General features: G+C 69.8%; 12 protein-coding genes. 3 read left to right on the forward strand and 9 right to left on the reverse strand.

Translation table 11 applies throughout. The annotated features are described in order from the left end of the window. Window positions 1–161: 161 nt before the first annotated feature. The 6 genes from ACFRKB_RS19845 to ACFRKB_RS19870 are packed head-to-tail and all read right to left on the reverse strand — an operon-like array spanning window position 162 to window position 8,935. Window positions 162–3,281 (reverse strand): ThuA domain-containing protein, encoded by a 3,120-nt coding sequence (locus ACFRKB_RS19845; RefSeq protein ID WP_383107352.1) that lies wholly within the window; start codon window positions 3,279–3,281, stop codon window positions 162–164. A 45-nt stretch (window positions 3,282–3,326) separates the two neighbouring features. Next, window positions 3,327–4,193: a sugar phosphate isomerase/epimerase family protein gene (locus ACFRKB_RS19850; protein WP_383107354.1), complete on the reverse strand. Its 867-nt coding sequence runs from the start codon at window positions 4,191–4,193 to the stop codon at window positions 3,327–3,329. Further along, window positions 4,190–5,431: an ABC transporter substrate-binding protein gene (locus ACFRKB_RS19855; RefSeq protein ID WP_383107355.1), complete on the reverse strand. Its 1,242-nt coding sequence runs from the start codon at window positions 5,429–5,431 to the stop codon at window positions 4,190–4,192. Before ACFRKB_RS19855 ends, ACFRKB_RS19850 begins: the two co-directional genes overlap by 4 nt. After that, complete coding sequence (locus ACFRKB_RS19860) at window positions 5,428–6,435, reverse strand: ABC transporter permease (protein ID WP_383107357.1); 1,008 nt, start codon at window positions 6,433–6,435, stop codon at window positions 5,428–5,430. Before ACFRKB_RS19860 ends, ACFRKB_RS19855 begins: the two co-directional genes overlap by 4 nt. Then, window positions 6,432–7,448 carry an ABC transporter permease gene (locus tag ACFRKB_RS19865; RefSeq protein WP_383107358.1) on the reverse strand — a complete coding sequence of 339 codons (1,017 nt, stop codon included), beginning with the start codon at window positions 7,446–7,448 and terminating at the stop codon, window positions 6,432–6,434. Before ACFRKB_RS19865 ends, ACFRKB_RS19860 begins: the two co-directional genes overlap by 4 nt. After that, on the reverse strand, window positions 7,445–8,935 hold the full coding sequence (locus ACFRKB_RS19870; protein WP_383107360.1) for a sugar ABC transporter ATP-binding protein: 1,491 nt from the start codon (window positions 8,933–8,935) through the stop codon (window positions 7,445–7,447). Before ACFRKB_RS19870 ends, ACFRKB_RS19865 begins: the two co-directional genes overlap by 4 nt. A gap of 165 nt (window positions 8,936–9,100) precedes the next feature. Between ACFRKB_RS19870 and ACFRKB_RS19875 the strand changes: the two genes are divergently transcribed. Then, window positions 9,101–10,300 (forward strand): ROK family transcriptional regulator, encoded by a 1,200-nt coding sequence (locus ACFRKB_RS19875; RefSeq protein ID WP_383107362.1) that lies wholly within the window; start codon window positions 9,101–9,103, stop codon window positions 10,298–10,300. 151 nt (window positions 10,301–10,451) lie between these two features. Here the strand turns inward: ACFRKB_RS19875 and ACFRKB_RS19880 are convergent, their stop codons facing one another. Further along, window positions 10,452–13,475 carry a 3-keto-alpha-glucoside-1,2-lyase-like domain-containing protein gene (locus ACFRKB_RS19880; protein ID WP_383107363.1) on the reverse strand — a complete coding sequence of 1,008 codons (3,024 nt, stop codon included), beginning with the start codon at window positions 13,473–13,475 and terminating at the stop codon, window positions 10,452–10,454. 303 nt (window positions 13,476–13,778) lie between these two features. Between ACFRKB_RS19880 and ACFRKB_RS19885 the strand changes: the two genes are divergently transcribed. Further along, a complete protein-coding gene (locus ACFRKB_RS19885; protein WP_383107365.1) occupies window positions 13,779–14,288 on the forward strand; it encodes a MarR family winged helix-turn-helix transcriptional regulator in 510 nt (169 codons plus the stop codon). Window positions 14,289–14,471: 183 nt separating this feature from the next. Here ACFRKB_RS19885 and ACFRKB_RS19890 read toward each other — a convergent pair whose 3' ends face one another. Then, on the reverse strand, window positions 14,472–14,762 hold the full coding sequence (locus tag ACFRKB_RS19890; protein WP_383107366.1) for a heavy-metal-associated domain-containing protein: 291 nt from the start codon (window positions 14,760–14,762) through the stop codon (window positions 14,472–14,474). A 188-nt stretch (window positions 14,763–14,950) separates the two neighbouring features. Here ACFRKB_RS19890 and ACFRKB_RS19895 point away from each other — a divergent pair, with 188 nt between their 5' ends. Next, complete coding sequence (locus tag ACFRKB_RS19895) at window positions 14,951–15,916, forward strand: hypothetical protein (protein ID WP_383107367.1); 966 nt, start codon at window positions 14,951–14,953, stop codon at window positions 15,914–15,916. Between the two features lie 198 nt (window positions 15,917–16,114). Here the strand turns inward: ACFRKB_RS19895 and ACFRKB_RS19900 are convergent, their stop codons facing one another. Next, window positions 16,115–18,334: an NADP-dependent isocitrate dehydrogenase gene (locus tag ACFRKB_RS19900; RefSeq protein WP_383107368.1), complete on the reverse strand. Its 2,220-nt coding sequence runs from the start codon at window positions 18,332–18,334 to the stop codon at window positions 16,115–16,117. Window positions 18,335–18,390 lie beyond the last annotated feature (56 nt).

Genomic DNA, 18,390 nt, shown 5'->3' on the forward strand with positions numbered 1-18,390 from the left:
CGCCTCGCACGCCGGCCCCCCGCGACCTGGGGGCCCCCCCGGGGGGGCCCGGGTCGGCCGGGGCCCGGCCCCCCCCCGCCCTACCGTACCCGCGCGGCGCGCCCGGTGATGTCGCCGGGCGCGCGGCGCGTGCCGTGTCGCTGTTCAGGGTCAGGCGGGGCCTACGGGCTGATGAACTCCACCGCGTCCACGTCGAACGAGTTGTTCTGCGGGGAGGTGAAGACCAGATACAGCCTGTGGGTGCCCGCGAGGGCTTCGACCGGGACGGGTGGGGTGGACTGGTAGGTGTCCCAGCCGCCGGTGTTGGGGACGGGGGTGGTGGCGAGGAGCTTGCCGTCGGGCGCGTCCGCGCGGAGTTCGATCGCGCCGACGCCGTACGGCGACGACAGCGCGTAGCTGACACCGCTGATGCCCTCGACGCTCATCGGGTCGAAGGCGATCCAGTCGCCGTCGCTGATGTCGCCGATGCGTTTGCCGTTCTCGGCGCCCGCCTGGGAGATCACGCGCGTGCCGGACTGGGCGTCGTAGTACTCGGCCTGCTTGTGCTTGGGCTGCAGGACGGCGCGGCCGTAGCCGGTGAGCGCGGAGGCGCCCGCCGCGCCCTTGTCGGTGTACTTGGCGTTCAGTACGTAGGTGAGGTCCGCGCCTTCGGGGTGGCCGCCCAGGTCACCGGTGTCGACGGTGCCCTCGCAGCCCGGGAGGTCGGTGGTCGGGTGCTCGTGGTCGTCATGGCCGAGGGCCGGGTTGACGGTGACTTTGGAGCAGTCGACCGGCCCGTCCTCCGGGTCGGTGACCGTCACCTTGTAGGGGATCTTGTCGCCGAAGGTGATGAGCTTGCCGCTGACCGGGAAGTCGATGGTCACCTTGGGGGCGGTATTGCCCGCCGTGATGGGGATGTTGGCGTACCCCGACTTGCCGGTGGAGTCGGTGACCTTGAGCTGGGCGGTGAAGTCCCCCGCGGTGGTGTACGTGTGGGTGGGGGCCGCCTCGGTGGAGTCGTACGTACCGTCTCCGTCGAAGTCCCACGCGTAGGTCAGCGCGTCGCCGTCCGGGTCCGTGCTGCCCTCGCTGGAGAAGGCGACATCGAGCGGCAGGGGCCCGTTCGTGACCGAGGCCGTGGCCTTGGCGACCGGGATGCGCTGCCCCTGGGCGTAGTCGATGCGGTACAGGCCCGAGTCGTTGTTGCCGCCGCCGAAGGCGCTGCCCCATTCGAGCACGTACAGCGAGCCGTCGGGTCCGAAGGTCATGTCCATCGGCTTGTTGAACTTCGCCGAGGACAGGAAGTCATTGATCTTGAGGAGCTTCGCGTCCTTGTCGAACCGGATCTCCTTGACGTAGTTGCGCGACCACTCGTAGAAGAAGCCGGCCCCCTCGAAGTAGGCGGGGAACTTCGTCGGCGAGGGGTTCTTGGCGTCGTAGCGGTAGACCGGCCCGCTCATCGGGGCGGAGCCGCCCGCACCCATCTCGGGGAACTCCTCGGATTCGCCGTAGCCGTACCAGATCTCCGGCTGCGTCAGGTCCGGGAGGTCGGTGAGCCCGGTGTTGTTGGGCGAGGGGTTCGTCGGGTTCGCGCAGTCGAACTTGGCGCCGACCTCCTTGGTGTCCGGGTTGTACGGGGCGTACGCCTGGTTGTTGCCGTGGCAGAACGGCCAGCCGAAGTTGCCCGGCTTCTTGATGACGTTGTACTCGACGAGGCCCTCCGGCCCTCTGTCGGTGGTGGGGGCTCCGCGGTCCGGGCCGTAGTCGGACACATGGACGTATCCGGTCTTCTGGTCGACGGTGAAGCGGAACGGGTTGCGGAAGCCCATCGCGTAGATCTCGGGGCGGGTCTTCTTGGTGCCGGGCTTGAAGAGGTTGCCCTTGGGGATCGTGTAGCCGCCGCCCTTGGTGGGCTTGATGCGCAGGATCTTGCCGCGCAGGTCGTTGGTGTTGCCCGCGGTGCGCGCGGCGTCGAGCATCTCCTTGCCCGGACGCCAGTCGATCGGCGCGTACCCCTGCCAGTTGGGGTCGAGGTTGGGCGGTACGTCGTCGCCGACACCGAGATAGAGCGTGCCGTCCGGGCCGAACTCGACGGCGCCGCCGGTGTGTCCGGGCTCCGGGAAGGTGCGGTCCCGGTAGGCGGGAACGTCGAGGAGCTTCTTCTCGCTGGCCGGGTCCAGTGTGTCGCCCTTGATGGTGAAGCGGGAGAGCCGGTTGATGTCCTGCGTGGCCCCGGCGGGCGAGTAGTACAGGTAGATCCAGCCGTTTCTGGTGAAGTCCGGGTCGAGTTCCATGCCGATCAGGCCGTCCTCGCCGCCGGTGTAGACGTCGAGCTTGCCGGCGGTGGCGGTGGAGTGGGCCTCGGGGTCGAAGACCTTCACCTCGCCGCTGCGCTGGACGTAGAAGACGCGCCCGTCCTTGGCGACGTCGAGCTCCATCGGGTCGGCGGTGTTGTCGTCGAGGGTGACCTTCTCGTAGCCGCTCCAGACGGTGCCGCCGCAGTCACCCGCCTCGGTGCCCGCCGCCCACTTCAGGCCGCCGATGACATGGTCCCGGAAGTACGCCTCGCTGTAGGCCGGGGTGTCGTGCCCCATCGCGGTGGCCCAGACCTTGCCGCCCTGGGTGTTGCGGCACCAGGAGATGGGGTGGTCGGCGCCCATCGCGGAGCCGCCCGGGTTGTAGGTCGTCTCGTCCGCGGTGACCAGGACATGCACGTCGCCGCGGGGATTGCGGTCGAAGTTGTACCACTCCTCCGGGCGCTCCCAGCGCTCGGGCAGGCCCTTGGTGGAGGGGTGCACGCGGTCGGCGACCTTGGCCGTTCCCTGGAGCACACCGGGTGAGTGGGCCGGCATATGGACGCCGCCGTTGATGGTGTCGTCCCACCACGGGAACTGCTCCTCGACGCCCATGTCGAGGGTGTTGTGAACGGCGACGACACCCTTGCCGCCGCGTACGTACGTCTCCATCGCGTCGCGCTGTGCCTCGGTGTCCCAGACCATGCCGGAGTTCTGCAGCATGACGATGGCGTCGAAGTCCTTCAGCTTCTCGTCGTCGAAGACGGCCGGGTCGGCGGTCTGGACGATCTCGAAGTTGTTCTCGGCCGCCTCTTCCTCGAACATCTTGATGCCCGCGGGGATGGAACCGTGGACGTACCCCACGGCGCGGGTGAAGAGCAGGGCGCGGAAGGCGGGTTCCTCACTGGTCGCGGCGGTGGCGGCGGCGGGAATCGCGGCGAATCCGAGCAGTAACGCGCTCGCCGCGGCGACGACCGCCCTTCTTATGCCGCGAGTATGACGGCTCATAACCGGTCCTCTCTGGGGGAGTTCGGTGTGCGGGTGCGGTACCGATCAAGGGGTGCCGAGGGCCTGGCGGAGGAAGGCGAGGCCCTCGGTGGCGATCCCGTCCTGGGTGGGGGCGAGCGGGCGCCAGACGGACGCGGCGACGGCGATCGCGTTGTTGTGCGCGGTGAACGACTCGACGCACAGTGCGCCCCGGTAGCCGCTCCCGTCGAGCGCGGCGAGGAACCCGGTCCAGTCGAGATGGTCGGCGCCGGGGGTGCCGCGGTCGTTGGCACACACCTGTACGTGGACGATGCGGGAGCCTGCCTCATGGACGGCGCCGGGCAGTGTGCGCTCCTCGATGTTCTGGTGGTACGTGTCGAGGGCGACACCGATGACCGAGGTGTCGAGACCCTCCAGGGCCGTCAGGGTCTGGCCGACGGTGTTGAGCAGACCGGTCTCGTACCGGTTGAGCGGCTCGACCCCGATCCGTACCCCCGCGGCGCGCGCGTGGTCGGTCACGGGCGCGATGTTCTCCCTGAACTCCGCGTAGGCGGCGGTCCGTTCGGCGGACGTCATGCGCCAGGTGCGTCCGACGGCCGTGTACACCGGGCCCGCCACGACGGGCGCCGCCACCGTGTGGGCCGCGTCGACACACCGCAGCAGATACTCCTGGGTGGCCCGTACGGTGCCCGGATCGGTCCGTACGAGATTCCGGTCGGGCGGCATGACCGCGATCACGGCCGCCGGGGCGAGCCCGGTGGCCTCCAGCAGCTTGGCGGTGGCCGCGGGCTCCCAGTCCCCGGCCTGCTCCAGTGGCAGTTCGACGCAGTCGAAACCCCAGCCGGCCAGCCTCGGAAGGACCTCGGCCAGGGCGTCACCACCGACGGGGGAGTGCCAGATCCACGGGTTGGCGCCGAGCGGGAACCGCGTCATCCCTTGCCTCCCCAGTCCTCGGGGAACCCGGGCAGATCGGCGCAGCCGCACATCGCGTAGTGCAGGGGCGGCATGCCGGGCTTGAGGTACTCGTCGAGGGTGTCCTGTGTGATGGAGGGCTGCGGGAGCTTCCACTCCTTGGGGACCTGCTGCCCCTGAAGGATCCGCAGAGCGGCGATGACCGGGGTACGCCACTGGAAGGTGGGGTACGTCGGGGCGATCGCGGTGAGTTTCTTCTCCTTCCACGCCTGGAGGAAGTCCTGCTGGTCCTCACCGGTGATGGGCGGTACGTCCTGCCCCGCGTCCTCGAACGCCTCCACCGCGGCCACGGCCGTCGCGCCGGAGTCCATCCACACGCCGTCGACGGAGCCGTGCCGGGTCAGCGCGTCGGTGACGACCGACTTGGTCTTGGCCGGGTCACCATCGGTGAACTTCACGTCGACCACGTCGAGTTCACTCTTGTCGAAGGCCACCTTCGCGGCCGACCAGCGGGTCTCCAGCACATCCACACCCGGCGAGATGCGCAGGGCGAGGATCTTGCCCTTCGGCTTGACCTTCTCGACGAGGAAGTCGGCGGCGACCGCCCCGTATCCGTAGCCGCCGACCGGGTTGATGAAGGTGACCGCGCAGTCCGTCTCCACACCGCGGTCGAAGACGATGACGGGCACCTTGGCGCAGGCCTGCTCGACGGCGGGGGTGAGGGTGGCGGTGGTGTTCGGGGAGACGATCAGCGCGTCGCAGCCCTTGCCGGTCAGCTCCTGGATGTCGGAGATCTGTTTGTCGTCCTTGCCCTGGGCGTCGAGAACGGTGAACTCGGTGATGTCCTCGTGCTGTTCGACCTCCGCCGTCATGTTCTTCAGGCCCACCTGGCGCCACGGGTTGAAGACACCGGCGTTGGAGAAGCAGAGATGGACACCGCCCGCCTGCTGCTTCTTGTACCGCGTGGTGTCGATGAGTTCGGGGCTGAGCATCTGTTCCCACGGCTTGCCCGCCGGGCCCTGGGGCCGCTCCTTCGCGAGGGCCAACTGACGCTCGTACTCCGCCTGTTCGAAGAACTTCGACTGGGTGCCGCTGCCGGAGGCGTCCGCCGAGGCGGAGGAGCTGCCGGGGGCGGCCGGCGAATCCGGTGGTGTGTCGCTCGTACACGACGCGAGCAGACCCGCCACGAGCAGGGCGGCGGCCGAGGTGAGGGCGCGGCCGCGGAGCGGACTTCTGCGCAGGGGGCGGATCGCTGTCATGAGGCTTGTCCTCCCGAGGGGTTCGTACGTCGGCGGCGCAGCCGGGACCAGTCGGCGGCTCCCAGGCCGACCGCGGCAATGACGATGCATCCTTGGACGGTGGACTCCAGCGCGCCGGAGACGCCCTGGAGGTTGAGCAGGGTGAACAGCGCCTGCAACGAGAAGGCGCCGGCCATGGCGGCGACGACGGAGCCCCGTCCGCCGCCGAGCACCACACCGCCGAGGACCACGGCCGTGATCGCCTCGAACTCATAGCCCCTGCCCGCCTGGGCGGAGACGCCCGAGAAGCCGCCGACGAGGACGGCGGCGATCGCCGCGGCGGCCCCGGAGAGGACGAACGCGATGATCCGGGCGCGGGCGACCCGTACCCCGGCGAGGGCCGCGGCGCGTTCGCTGTCGCCGGTGGCGACGAGCGTACGGCCGAAGTCCGAGCGCATCAGCAGTACGGCGGCGGCGCCCACGACCAGGCAGACGATCACCGCCCAGGGCAGCCAGCCGAACGCGGCGCCGCGCCCGAGCTGGCGGAAGGCGGCCGGCAGGGCGCCCTGCGGAGAGCCGCCGGTCCAGAAGAACACCGCTCCTTCGAGGATCAGCATCATCCCGAGGGTGGTGATGAACGACGGCACCCGCAGAGCGGTGGTGATCAGCCCGCTGACGAGTCCTGCCACCCCGCCCGCGACCAGCAGCAGGGCGGTGACCAGGAGCCAGGGGGCGCCGGGGAACGAGCCGTACAGCTCGGCGGCGACCACGACACCCGCGGTGACGATCGCTCCGACGGAGAGGTCGAACTCGCCGCAGACGATGACCAGATACTGGCCGGCGGCGAGGATCACGAGCGGCGCGGCGCGCTTGACGAAGGAGAGGAAGCGGTCCGGTTCGTAGAAGCCCGGGTCGGTGAAAGCCAGCGCGGCGAGCAGCACGGCGAGGAGCACATAGACGGGGGCGCCGGTGCCCAGCGCCCGTACGACGCGCCTGCCGTGGTGGGTGACGGTTGCCGTGGTCATGCGGTCGGCCTTCCCTTCGCGGCACGGCGGGGCCTGGCGTAGACGGCGACGGCCGCGATGATGACGACACCGCGGACCACGTTCTTGAAGAACGGGTCGACGGCCAGCTGGTTGAACACACTGTCGAGAACGGCGAGGACGAGCACACCGCCGAGCGTCCCCGCCACCCCGCCGCGACCGCCGGCCAGCGCGGTGCCGCCGAGGACCACCGCGGCGATCGACTCAAGGTCGTAGCGGGCCTCCGTACCCGCCCAGGGCGCACCCGCGCCGAGGCGCGCCGCGAGGAACAGCGCCGCCGCGCCGACGCACAGGGAGCAGATGATGTGCGCGATGACGACGGTACGGCGGGTGCGCACGCCCGAGAGCCTGGCCGCGTGCTCGTCGCCCCCGGTCGCGTACATGTGATGGCCCAGGCGGGTACGGCGGGTGAGGAACCACACCGCGGCGGCCACCGCCGCGAGGAGGAACACCGAGACGGGGACGGGACCGACGCGGTCGTACCCGAGATGCTGGAAGGAGGCCGGCACCTTCCCGGCGGGGCCGGTGTAGTTGTCCTCGATCCAGCCGCGCAGGATGAACGCCGTACCCAGGGTCGCGATGAACGCGTTGACCTTCAGGCCGGTGACGATGAGCCCGTTGGCGAGCCCGACCGCGGCCGACAGCGCGAGGACGGCGATCACGGCCGTCACCACACCGCCTTCGGCCATGGTCTCGGCCGCGACGAGTGTGCCGAGGCTGATGAGATAGGCGACCGACAGATCCAGGGAGCCGGTGAGGATGACGGCGGACTGGCCGACGGCGACGAGGCCGAGCGCGACACTGTTCTGCAGGATCGCGACCACGTTGGTGGTGGTGAGGAAATCCCCGCCCCGGGCGGCGACGACGATCCAGCCGAGGAGCGTCACGGTCAGCGCCGCGAGCCACACACCGACGACGGGATCGCCGAGCCGGACGCCTCGGAGACGGACACCGGCCCGGGGCGAGGCGAGCGGTCCTCGTTCGGTCGCGGTCACGCGGCCTCCTCCCGTCCGCCCCGGCGGCCACTGGTGGCGAGTCGCATGATGCTCTCCTCCTCGGCGCCCGCGGGCAGTTCGCCCACGAGCCGGCCTTCGGACATCACGAGGATCCGGTCGCTCATACCGATCAGCTCGGGCAGTTCCGAGGAGATGATCAGTACCGCGAGACCTTCACGGGCGAGTTCACGTACGAGGGTGTGGATGGCGGCCTTCGCGCCGACATCCACACCGCGGGTCGGCTCGTCGAACAGCAGCACCTGGGGCCGGGCCGCGAGCCACTTGGCGATGACGACCTTCTGCTGGTTGCCGCCCGAGAGATACAGCGCCTGCTGGTCCTCACCGCGCGCCTGGAGGCGTACGCGTTCGAGGAGCGCCGTGATCTCCCTGCCCGCCGGCGGCCCGCCGCGCGGGGAGACGGCCCGGGTGACGAGCCGCGCGTTGTCCCGTACCGACTGGTGCAGCGCGAGGCCCTCCGTCTTGCGGTCCTCGGTGACCAGCGCGATGCCGGCGCGGATGGCCTGGCGCGGACGGCGGGGACGCAGCGGTGTGCCGCCCACGGTCATGCCGCCCGTGGTGAAGGGGGCCGCACCGAACAGCGCACGCGCCAGGGACGTACGCCCCGAACCCTGGAGGCCGGCGACGCCGACGACCTCGCCCGCCCGCAAGGTCAGGTTCATGTCATGAATACGGTCATTGCCGCCGCCGGTGACCGTGAGCCGCTCCGCCCCGATCTCCTCCGGGCGGGCACGCGGTGGGTAATAGGCGGTCAGCTCCCGCCCGACCATGCCCCGGACCACCTCGTCGGCGCTGGTTTCGGCGGTGTTGAGTGTGGTGACGCGGCGGCCGTCCTTGAGGACCGTGATGCGCCGTGAGAGGGCGAAGACCTCCGGCAGCCGGTGTGAGATGTAGAGAATCCCGAGGCCGCGCGCGGCGAGCCTGCGCACGAGCGCAGCGAGGAGTTCGCTCTCGTGGTCGGCGAGGGGCGCGGTGGGCTCGTCCATGACGAGGACACGGACGTCGGAGGCGAGGGCCTTGGCGATCTCGACGGTCTGCTGGCGCGCCACGGACAGCTCGCGGACCAGGGTGCGCGGCGTGATGCCGGTTTCGTCGATCTCGGCGAGGAGTTCACCCGTACGGCGCTCCATGGCCTTGCGGTCCACGAGTCCGCGGCGGACCGGTTCACGGCCGAGGAAGACGTTCTCGGCGACCGTGCGGTGGGGAAGGAGCGCGAACTCCTGGTGGATGATGCCGATTCCGGCGGCCTGCGCCTGGGCCGGGTGGGTGAAGGTGTGCGCGGTGCCGTCGAGGGTGATGGTGCCGGAGTCGGGGATGTGCTCGCCGGCGAGGATCTTCATCAGGGTGGACTTGCCGGCGCCGTTCTCGCCCACCAGGGCATGGACTTCACCCCGTTCGAGGTCGAGCTCCACGTCGCGGAGCACACGCACCCCCAGGAAGCTCTTGGACACGCCCTTCATCGTCAGCATCAGCCGGCTCCTCGGTCAGCGGTCTGTTGTGCAGAGTCGTGACTCCCCTTTGACCTGTCAAGGGCCCAAGGAGCCTTGATTTTCGGCGAGTTGACCGAAACTTGTGTCGACCGGCGAACATAGAACGCCTTGTGAGCAGCGGAAGTCGTCCCTAGGGTGACTGTCATGCCTGCGCCGTCGGATCACAGCGGTTCCGCCACCCACACGCCCGGCGAGGTGCTGGCGCTGATCAGTTCCGGAGCCGTGGCGACGCGCGCGGACATCGCGCGGATCACCGGACTCGCACGCTCCACGGTCTCCCAGCGCGTGGACGCGCTGATCGCGCACGGACTGGTCGACGAATCGGCCCCCGCCCCCGGCGACTCGACCGGAGGCCGCCCGCCGCGCCGGCTCCAACTGCGCACCGCGGGACACCTGGTGGCCGGTGTGGACCTCGGCGCCTCGCACTGCGCGGTGGCGCTGACGGACATCGGCGGAGCGACGCTGGCCACACACAAGGAGCCACTGTCGATCGCGGACGGTCCGGAATCGGTACTGCGCAGGGTGGAACGGGCGCTGCACGCGCTGCTGAAGGAGACGGGACAGGAGCCCCGGACGCTGCGCGCGATCGGGGTCGGGGTGCCGGGACCCGTCGAGTTCTCGACCGGGCGTCCCATCGATCCGCCGATCATGCCCGGCTGGCACCAGTATCCGATCCCCGAGTTCTTCGCCTCGCGCTTCGGGGTGCGGGCGCTGGTCGACAACGATGTGAACGTGATGGCGCTGGCCGAGCAGCGCCGTGCGTTTCCGGACACCCGCTACCTCCTCTACATCAAGGTCGGTACGGGCATCGGCTGCGGCATCGTGGCCGACGGCCGGCTCCACCGCGGCGCTCAGGGCAGCGCCGGCGACATCGGACACATTCGGGTCGGGGACCAGGAGGATTCGTGCCGGTGCGGCAACACCGGGTGTCTGGAGGCGGTGGCGGGCGGGGCGGCGCTCGCGGCGAAACTGACCGGTATGGGACTGGACGCGGCCTCCGGAAGCGATGTGGTACGGCTGGTGGCCTCCGGCAACCGGGACGCCGTGGGCATGGTGCGGGAGGCGGGCCGGGCGGTCGGCGAGGTCCTGGCCGGACTGGTCAACTTCTTCAATCCGGACACGGTCGTGCTCGGCGGCGCGCTGGCCGCCGTACACGACCAACTGCTCGCCGGGGTACGGGAAGCGGTGTACCGGCGCTCGCATCCGCTGGCCACGCGCGTGCTGCGGATCGAGCCGAGCCGTACGGGCGAGAACGCCGCGGTCATGGGGGCCGGGATCCTCGCGACCGAGCACGCCATGTCGCCCTCTCAGGTGGACCGCAGACTGGCGCGGGCGATGGCCTGAACCGGCTGATTCCGGCGACCCGGACCTGACGCTTCCCCCGGTCGTTTCCGGCCGGGGGAAGCGTCGGAGCCCTGCTGGAGTCCGCTGGAGTCCTGCTGCGAGTACGGCCGTCAATGCTGCCGTGAGTGCTGCCGTGAGTACTGCGCGACGGTCAGCTCAGTGGTTCGACCCACAGGTTCCTGAAGCGGACCTTGTTGCCGTGGTCCTGGAGCCGGATCGCGCCCGTCGCGGCCGATTCCGCGTCACCACTGCCGGTGGGACCGTCCACGGCGACGTTGTCGTGCACCTTGACGCCGTTCCACACCACCATGACCCTGGCGTCCTCGGTCTTCTTCCCCGCGGCGTCGAACCGGGCGGCGCGGAAGACGATGTCGTACGTCTGCCAGGTCTCGGGTGCCGTGCCGGCGTTCTGGCTCGCGGCCACCTTGTTGTAGATCGCGCCGGCCTCGTTCGCGGCGAGTTTCTCCACACCGAACGAGTCCAGGATCTGGATCTCGTACCGCTCCTGGAGGTAGACGCCGCTGTTGCCGCGGTCCTGCCCGGTGACGTCCGGCGGCAGCTTGGGCACCCGGAACTCGGCGTGCAGTCTGAAGTCGCCGAAGGACTGCTTGGTCCGGATGTCGCCACAGCACACTTCGACGGAGTTCTCGGGGGTGCGCGGCCATTCGACGCTACGGCCGTCGGTGTGCTGCCAGGCGGTGGAGATGCTGCCGCCGGAGAACAGATCGATGCGGCTGCCGGGTCTGCGGACCTCGATCATGTCGAGATTGACATGGCCGGTGTCCTCGGGCCGGTAGGCGTAAGTGACGGTGTTACGGCCCTTGTTCAGGGTGAACCGCTCTGTCCGGGTGGACCACCGGTTCCAGGCGCCGGTGGAGGGGAGACTGATCTGCCGTGTCTGCCCACCGTTGACACTCGCGCCGATCGTTTTGGTGCCGGTGAACGGGTTGGGGCCGTTGGCGTAGCGCAGGCTCACGTCGTACGTGCCCTTCGCGGGGACCTCGACCTCGATGCCGACGGTGGCGCCCTGCGTACCGAAGCCGTCCACGAAGCCGCCGCCCGTGTAGCCGGCGTGCTCGGTGTCGATGTCCGCGCCGCCGGACAGGCGCCCGGACTCGGCGTCGTACGACGTGACGGGCTCCTCGGGACCCGGCCGCGCGTTCAGGGTGTACCAGGCCTCGGTGGACCACAGCTGCTCGCCGTCGGCCGAGGCGAACGGGCGCGGCGAGCGCACGTGCACCACCCGGTCGGTCTTCAGCCCGGGGATGGTGAGCCGGACCGTGCGGCGGTCGTCGGAGACCAGGGCGGCCGAGACGGACAGGCGCTCCTCGTCCACCTTGGGGCCGCCGTACGCCGGTGTGGGTACGTAACGCCACTGTTCCACCGAGTAGCCGCCGCTCGTCAGCTTGGCGGCGGTCTCCTCCGACAGCGGTTTGGTGTAGGTGAGTTCGAAGCCGTCGCGGGTGGCGCGCATGGTTTTGTTGTCGAAGGCGTTCGTGCCGTTCGGGGTGAGTTTCTGGAGGCCGAAGCGGAGTTTTCCTTCCTGGCCCCAGTTCCCGTCGGCGCCGAGGCCGCCCGCGTAGATCGCACCGTCCGGTCCCGTGCTGATCCGGGTGATGCCCGCCTCCAGGCCCTGCGTATGGCGGAACACCGCGCCCTGGTACTCGCCGTCCACCTTCTCCAGGTCGGCGCGCTGGATTCCGCCGTAGGTGACATCACCGAAGAGCAGCTGACCGGCGAAGGTCCCCTTCTTGATCAGCATCGGTGTGCTGGGCGAGTTGGCTATCTCGTTCTGCGGCAGCCAGAGCACCGGCTTGGTGACCGTACGGTCGTCGTACGGGCCGTCCGGGTTGGTGTAGTGGTTGAAGAACCGGTCCTGCTTCACCTGGACGAGCTTCGACGCGGGCAGCCAGCCGCCCTGGTTGTCGGTGACGAAGAGCCCGCCCTCGGGGCCCCACCCGATCCCGTTCGGAGTGCGCAGACCGCCTGCCAGGTAACTGACCTTTCCTGTCTCCTTGTTGACCTTGATCGTGGTGCCGCGGTTCGCGGCCGGCTGCGGATCGGTCGTCGCACCACCGTAGTTGATGGCGACCGAGAGATTCAGATAGAAGTGCCCGTCCTTGTAGAGCAGTCCGAAGGCGAATTCATGGAAATTGCCTCCGTACGGCCAGGACGCGACCTTGCGGGTGGTGTCGGTGACGTCGTCGCCGTTGGTGTCGGTCAACTCGGTCAGCTGGTGTTTCTCCGACACGTACAGCTTTCCGTCGACGTACTTGATGCCCATCGGCTCTTTCAGCCCGCCGGCGATCTTCTTGTACGTGACCTTCTCGGGTCCGGTGTCACCGGTGACCTGGTCGAGGATGTACGCCTCTCCCACGGTGTTGTTACTGCCGCCCCAGGTGGTCACGGCGAGCCGGCCGTCCGGCAGCCAGTCCATGGCGGAGACCTGCGGCTCGAATCCCGCGGGACGCAGGTCGGTCAGGGTGTAGCCGGGATGGACGGACGTCAGCGGGAGGCCGTCGCCGGGGGTGTCGTAGCTGCCCTCGCACTCCTTGCGGCCGGGAGCGGTGACGCGTACGACGCCGGCGTCCGTGCTGAGCACGGAGTTCGGGACGAGGACGAAGTCGGTGGCGCCCGGCGGCTTCCACTGGAGGGTCACCTGCTGTTCGCCGCCGCGGTCGAAGTGGTCGATACGGAGCGCGTGGTAGCCGGCGGTGAGGTTGATCTCGCCGTCCTTGGGCGTGGCGCCGTGCAGTCCGTCGTGGTCGATGACCCGCTGGTCGCCGATGAGCAGACGGGAACCGTCATCGCTGATCAGACGGAAGGCGTAGGTGCCGTCGGCCGGCACGTTGACGTTGCCGATGATCTGCGACATGAAGTTGTCCGTGAAGCCGAAGCCCTCGGTGGAGGACCAGTCGACCGTGGGGATCAGCTTGTCGACATTGGGTGTCTGGGCCGGCTTCAGGTCACAGAGCTTGCTGAGCGGGGACTGGATGTCGAAGACACGGAGGGTGACGCCGGGTTCCTGCGGCGGCAGTTCCGCGGGAGCCCGCTCCTCCGCGCCGACGGCGGGTGCCACGAGACCTCCGGTGATGAGGGCGGCGAGGAGAAACCCGGTGAGGGTCCGTGATCTGCGTCGACGGGGTCGGGGGGTCTGGTACTTGTGTGGCTGCACTCGTCCTCCTGCTGGGGGCTGCGAGTGGGCGGGGCCGGGCGGCCCGCGTCCGCGGAGTGGAGTTCGTACACGTACCGGCGGTGCGGCGGCGGAGTTACGCCGCGCTTCACGCGGACTTCCGCGCGAGAACGACGCCCAGGGTAGGGACGGCGCACCGCACCGTCCATACTTTGTCCTCAACAAGGAAAAACTGGCCGAGAGTTGAGGAAGGGGGGAAGGCGGAAGGGGGCCGGGGGGCTGAGGGTCGGCCGCGTGGCCTCCCCGGGTTACTTGAGTAAGGCAAATAGATGGTAAAGTGCAGGGATGTCCAAGTCACTGCCAGCAGTTGTCCCGGCCTCGGCCGATGTGATCGAGATCGAGCGCGCGCTGAGCCGCGTCGCTTATCTGTCCAGCAGGGTCCGGCAGCATGAGCGCCTCATGGCCCAGGCCGGAGTGTCACTGGACCGCGCCGCCGTGGCGCTGCTGCGGCAGATCGCGGATACGGAACCCTTGCGCCCCAGTGAGCTGGCGAACCGGCTGGCCGTGGAGGCGTCCCATGTCACCCGGCAGGTGCAGCAGCTGGCGAAGTCGGGGTATGTGACCCGCGTCCCGGACCCGGAGGACGGCCGTGCGCAGCGTATCCAGCTCACCCCGGCCGGGCGGGAGGCGGTCGACCGTATCCGCGAGACGAGTCGACGGGGGATGCAGGCGGCCCTGGCGGACTGGTCGCCGCAGGACCTTCAGCAGCTCGCCACGCTGTTCCATCGGATGGTCGACGACTTCCTCGGCTACGCCGACGCCGATGCCGGTGTCAACACCGAGCGCCCTGTGTGACGCGGCAGCCCCGGGCGTCCGGGGTCCCCGAACCGGGGCCGGGGCGGGAGGGGTACGTCCGCGGCGCGGGCCGCGGGCGCTCGATCCGCTGAGCCGCTGACCGGCGGCCCGCTGACGACCGTCACCCCTGACCGGCGGACGCCGGGCCCGTTCTCGTACGGGCCCGGCGGTGTGTGCGGAGGGTCAGGCGGCCCGGCCGGTGACCTCGTATCCGGCCTCGTCGACCGCCTTCGCGATCCTGGCGTCGTCGGGCTCGCTGTCGGTGGTGACGCTGACGTGGCCGGCGGCGAGGTCCACGCCGACGCTCAGGACGCCGTCCAGGTCGCCGATGGCCTTGGTGAGCGCGGACTCGCAGTGACCGCAGGTCATGCCGGCGACCGCGTAGACGGTCGTATGGCTGTCGGCGACAGCGGTCGTACCGCCCCGCGTCGTATTGGTCGAGCAACTGCCGTCAGGCGTACAGCAGTCGGACATGGTTCCTCCCGGAGGGCAGATGTGTTCGATACCTGGTGGGGGTATCCTGGGCGACTCCGCCATGTATACCCCTGCCCCGTATCTAAGGCAAGAGGAGGCGCAGGGCTTGCACATACCCTCTGGGGGTATACGGTGGTGGTGGTCGGACAGCCGGCCGGGCCATCACCGGACGATCAGAGGAGAGCACCATGAACACCGCGTCGAAGATCACCGCGTACACGGCCGCGCTGGCCGCCTCCTTCGGTGCGGCGTACGGGGTCGGGACCGTGGTCACGCCGGTCTCGACGGATCCGGAGCCCGCGGCGCACGCGGAACACGGAGGCGCGTCCGACGGGGGAGGGGAGGCGACGCGAGGTGGTCATGACGTGCCGGCGGGCGGGTTGCAGGTCTCGGAGGGCGGCTACACCCTCGACCTCAGGACGCCCCGCGTCCCCGCGGCCCGCACCACCGAACTGCGCTTCGCCATACGCGACAGCGCGGGCCGTCAGGTGACCGCGTTCCAGCGCGAGCACGACAAGGAACTGCATCTGATCCTCGCCTCCCAGGACCTGACCGCCTACCGGCATCTGCACCCCACCCGGGCGGCCGACGGCACCTGGAGCACACCGGCGAATCTGCCCGCAGCCGGGGGCTACCGCCTCTTCGCGGACTTCACTCCGGCCGCCAAGGGGGCGAAGAACCTCACGCTCGGCGCGGACCTCGCCGTCGCGGGCGACTACCGGCCCGCCCCGGTCCCCGCCCCCTCCACCACCGCCACGGTCGACGGCTACACCGTCACACTCACCGGCCCGCTGCGCCCGGGGGCGGCCGGCGAGCTGAACCTGAAGGTCACCAAGGCGGGCCGCCCGGTCACCGACCTCCAGCCGTACCTCGGCGCCTACGGTCACCTGGTCGCCCTGCGCTCCGGCGACCTGGCCTATCTGCACGTCCACCCCAACGGCGCCCCCGGCGACGGCGAGACCGAGCCCGGCCCGGACGTATCCTTCACGGCCACCGCACCCAGCGCCGGCACGTACCGTCTCTTCCTCGACTTCAAGCACAACGGCACCGTCCGCACCGCCGCCTTCACCGTCACCGCCGGAACGGCCCCCGCCGGCAACGCGACGCCGACCGGATCACCGGACAAGGAAGAGACCGACGGCCACCAGCACTGACCCAACCGGACCACCGCCCCGGTCAGCCCGTCGCGGGCGCCCGAGGCGGTGGCCGCCAAGACAGAACCGCCCCGTCCGACAGAGATGTCGGACGGGGCGGAACCGGCCTGCGGGCCAAGGGTGTTCGGCGCGGGAGAGGCGTTATGGGACCTCGGTCACGCCGGGCGGGCGATCCCCGTGCCCGTGGGAGCCTGCGCGTCAGCCGAGGAGCGCGAGGGCCTGGGTGAAGGTGGCCGACGGGCGCATGACGGACGCGGCCTTCGCCGGGTCGGGCTGGTAGTAGCCGCCGATGTCGGCCGGCTTGCCCTGTACGGCGATCAGCTCGTCGACGATGGTGGTCTCCTGCTCGGCCAGCGTCTTGGCGAGGGGCGCGAACGCCTCCGCCAGCCGGCCGTCGTCCGTCTGCTTCGCCAGCTCCTGGGCCCAGTAGAGCGCCAGGTAGAAGTGGCTGCCGCGGTTGTCGATGCCACCGAGCCGGCGGCTGGGCGACTTGTCCTCGTTCAGGAAGGTGGCCGTGGCGCGGTCGAGGGTGTCAGCGAGCACCTGGGCGCGCGCGTTGTCCGTCGTCTGCGCGAGGTGCTCGAAGCTGACCGCGAGCGCCAGGAACTCGCCCAGGCTGTCCCAGCGCAGGTAGTCCTCCTTGACGAGCTGCTGCACGTGCTTGGGCGCGGAGCCGCCGGCTCCGGTCTCGAACAGCCCGCCTCCGTTCATGAGCGGGACGACGGAGAGCATCTTCGCGCTCGTGCCGAGTTCGAGGATCGGGAACAGGTCGGTCAGGTAGTCACGCAGTACGTTGCCGGTGACCGAGATCGTGTCCTCGCCGCGGCGGATGCGCTCCAGGGAGAACGCGGTCGCCTCCACCGGCGGCATGATCTCGATGCGCAGGCCCTCGGTGTCGTGCTCGGCGAGGTACGTCCTGACCTTCGCGATGAGGTTCGCGTCGTGCGCGCGGCCCTCGTCGAGCCAGAACACCGCCGGGTTGCCGGTCGCGCGGGCGCGGGTGACGGCGAGCTTGACCCAGTCCCGGATCGGCAGGTCCTTGGCCTGGCACATGCGCCAGATGTCGCCCGCGCTGACCACGTGCTCCAGGACGACCTCGCCGGACCCGTCCAGGACACGCACGGTGCCGGTGGTGGGGATCTCGAAGGTCTTGTCGTGGCTGCCGTACTCCTCGGCCTTCTGCGCCATCAGACCGACGTTCGACACCGAGCCCATCGTCGACGGGTCGTACGCGCCGTGCGCGCGGCAGTCGTCGATGACGACCTGGTAGATGCCGGCGTAGCTGCTGTCGGGGATGACCGCGAGGGTGTCGGCCTCCTGGCCGTCGGGCCCCCACATGTGACCGGAGGTGCGGATCATGGCCGGCATGGAGGCGTCGACGATGACATCGCTCGGCACGTGCAGGTTCGTGATGCCGCGGTCGGAGTCGACCATCGCCAGCGCGGGGCCGTCGGCGAGCTCGGCCTCGAAGGACGCCTTGATCGCCGCGCCGTCGGGCAGGGACTCCAGCCCGCCCAGGATGCCGCCGAGGCCGTCATTGGGGGTCAGGCCCGCCGCCGCGAGCGCCTCGCCGTACTCGGCGAACGTCTTCGGGAAGAACGCCCGTACGACATGGCCGAAGATGATCGGGTCGGAGACCTTCATCATCGTGGCCTTCAGGTGCACGGAGAACAGCACGTCGTCGGCCTTGGCACGGCCGATCTGGGCCCTGAGGAACTCACGCAGCGCCGCCACCCGCATCACCGACGCGTCCACGACCTCCCCCGCGAGCACGGGCACCGACTCGCGCAGGACCGTCGTGCTGCCGTCGTCACCGGCCAGCTCGATACGGAGCGAGCCCGGCTCGGCGATGACCACGGACTTCTCGCTGGAACGGAAGTCGTCGGCGTCCATGTGCGCGACGTTCGTCTTCGAGTCGGCCGTCCACGCGCCCATCCGGTGCGGGTGCGCCTTGGCGTAGTTCTTGACCGACGCGGGGGCGCGCCGGTCGGAGTTGCCCTCGCGCAGGACCGGGTTGACGGCGCTGCCCTTGACCTTGTCGTAGCGCGCGCGGACGTCGCGGTCCTCGTCGGTCTTCGGGTCGTCCGGGTAGTCCGGCAGCGCGTAGCCCTGCTGCTGAAGCTCGGCGATCGCGGCCTTCAGCTGCGGGATCGAGGCCGAGATGTTCGGCAGCTTGATGATGTTCGCGCCGGGGGTCTTGGCCAGCTCACCCAGCTCGGCGAGCGCGTCATCGATCCGCTGACCCTCCTCAAGACGCTCGGGGAAGCCCGCGATGATCCGTCCCGCCAGAGAGATGTCACGGCTCTCCACGGTGACCCCGGCCGTCGAGGCATACGCCTCGACCACAGGCAAGAAGGAATACGTCGCCAAGGCCGGGGCCTCGTCGGTGTGCGTGTAGATGATGGTCGAGTCAGTCACCGGGTGCTCCGCTCCACGTCTGCAACATTGCTCGACATCAAGATATCTCGTGACCG

The sequence above is a fragment of the Streptomyces scopuliridis genome (genome assembly GCF_042790125.1).
Lineage (GTDB): Bacteria > Actinomycetota > Actinomycetes > Streptomycetales > Streptomycetaceae > Streptomyces > Streptomyces scopuliridis_A.

Coding starts and splice junctions, on each gene's coding strand:
- ACFRKB_RS19860 (WP_383107357.1), bottom strand. CDS start 6,435: ATGACCACGGCAACCGTCACCCACCACGGCAGGCGCGTCGTACGGGCG.
- ACFRKB_RS19850 (WP_383107354.1), bottom strand. CDS start 4,193: ATGACGCGGTTCCCGCTCGGCGCCAACCCGTGGATCTGGCACTCCCCC.
- ACFRKB_RS19875 (WP_383107362.1), top strand. CDS start 9,101: ATGCCTGCGCCGTCGGATCACAGCGGTTCCGCCACCCACACGCCCGGC.
- ACFRKB_RS19890 (WP_383107366.1), bottom strand. CDS start 14,762: ATGTCCGACTGCTGTACGCCTGACGGCAGTTGCTCGACCAATACGACG.
- ACFRKB_RS19855 (WP_383107355.1), bottom strand. CDS start 5,431: ATGACAGCGATCCGCCCCCTGCGCAGAAGTCCGCTCCGCGGCCGCGCC.
- ACFRKB_RS19895 (WP_383107367.1), top strand. CDS start 14,951: ATGAACACCGCGTCGAAGATCACCGCGTACACGGCCGCGCTGGCCGCC.
- ACFRKB_RS19870 (WP_383107360.1), bottom strand. CDS start 8,935: ATGCTGACGATGAAGGGCGTGTCCAAGAGCTTCCTGGGGGTGCGTGTG.
- ACFRKB_RS19845 (WP_383107352.1), bottom strand. CDS start 3,281: ATGAGCCGTCATACTCGCGGCATAAGAAGGGCGGTCGTCGCCGCGGCG.
- ACFRKB_RS19885 (WP_383107365.1), top strand. CDS start 13,779: ATGTCCAAGTCACTGCCAGCAGTTGTCCCGGCCTCGGCCGATGTGATC.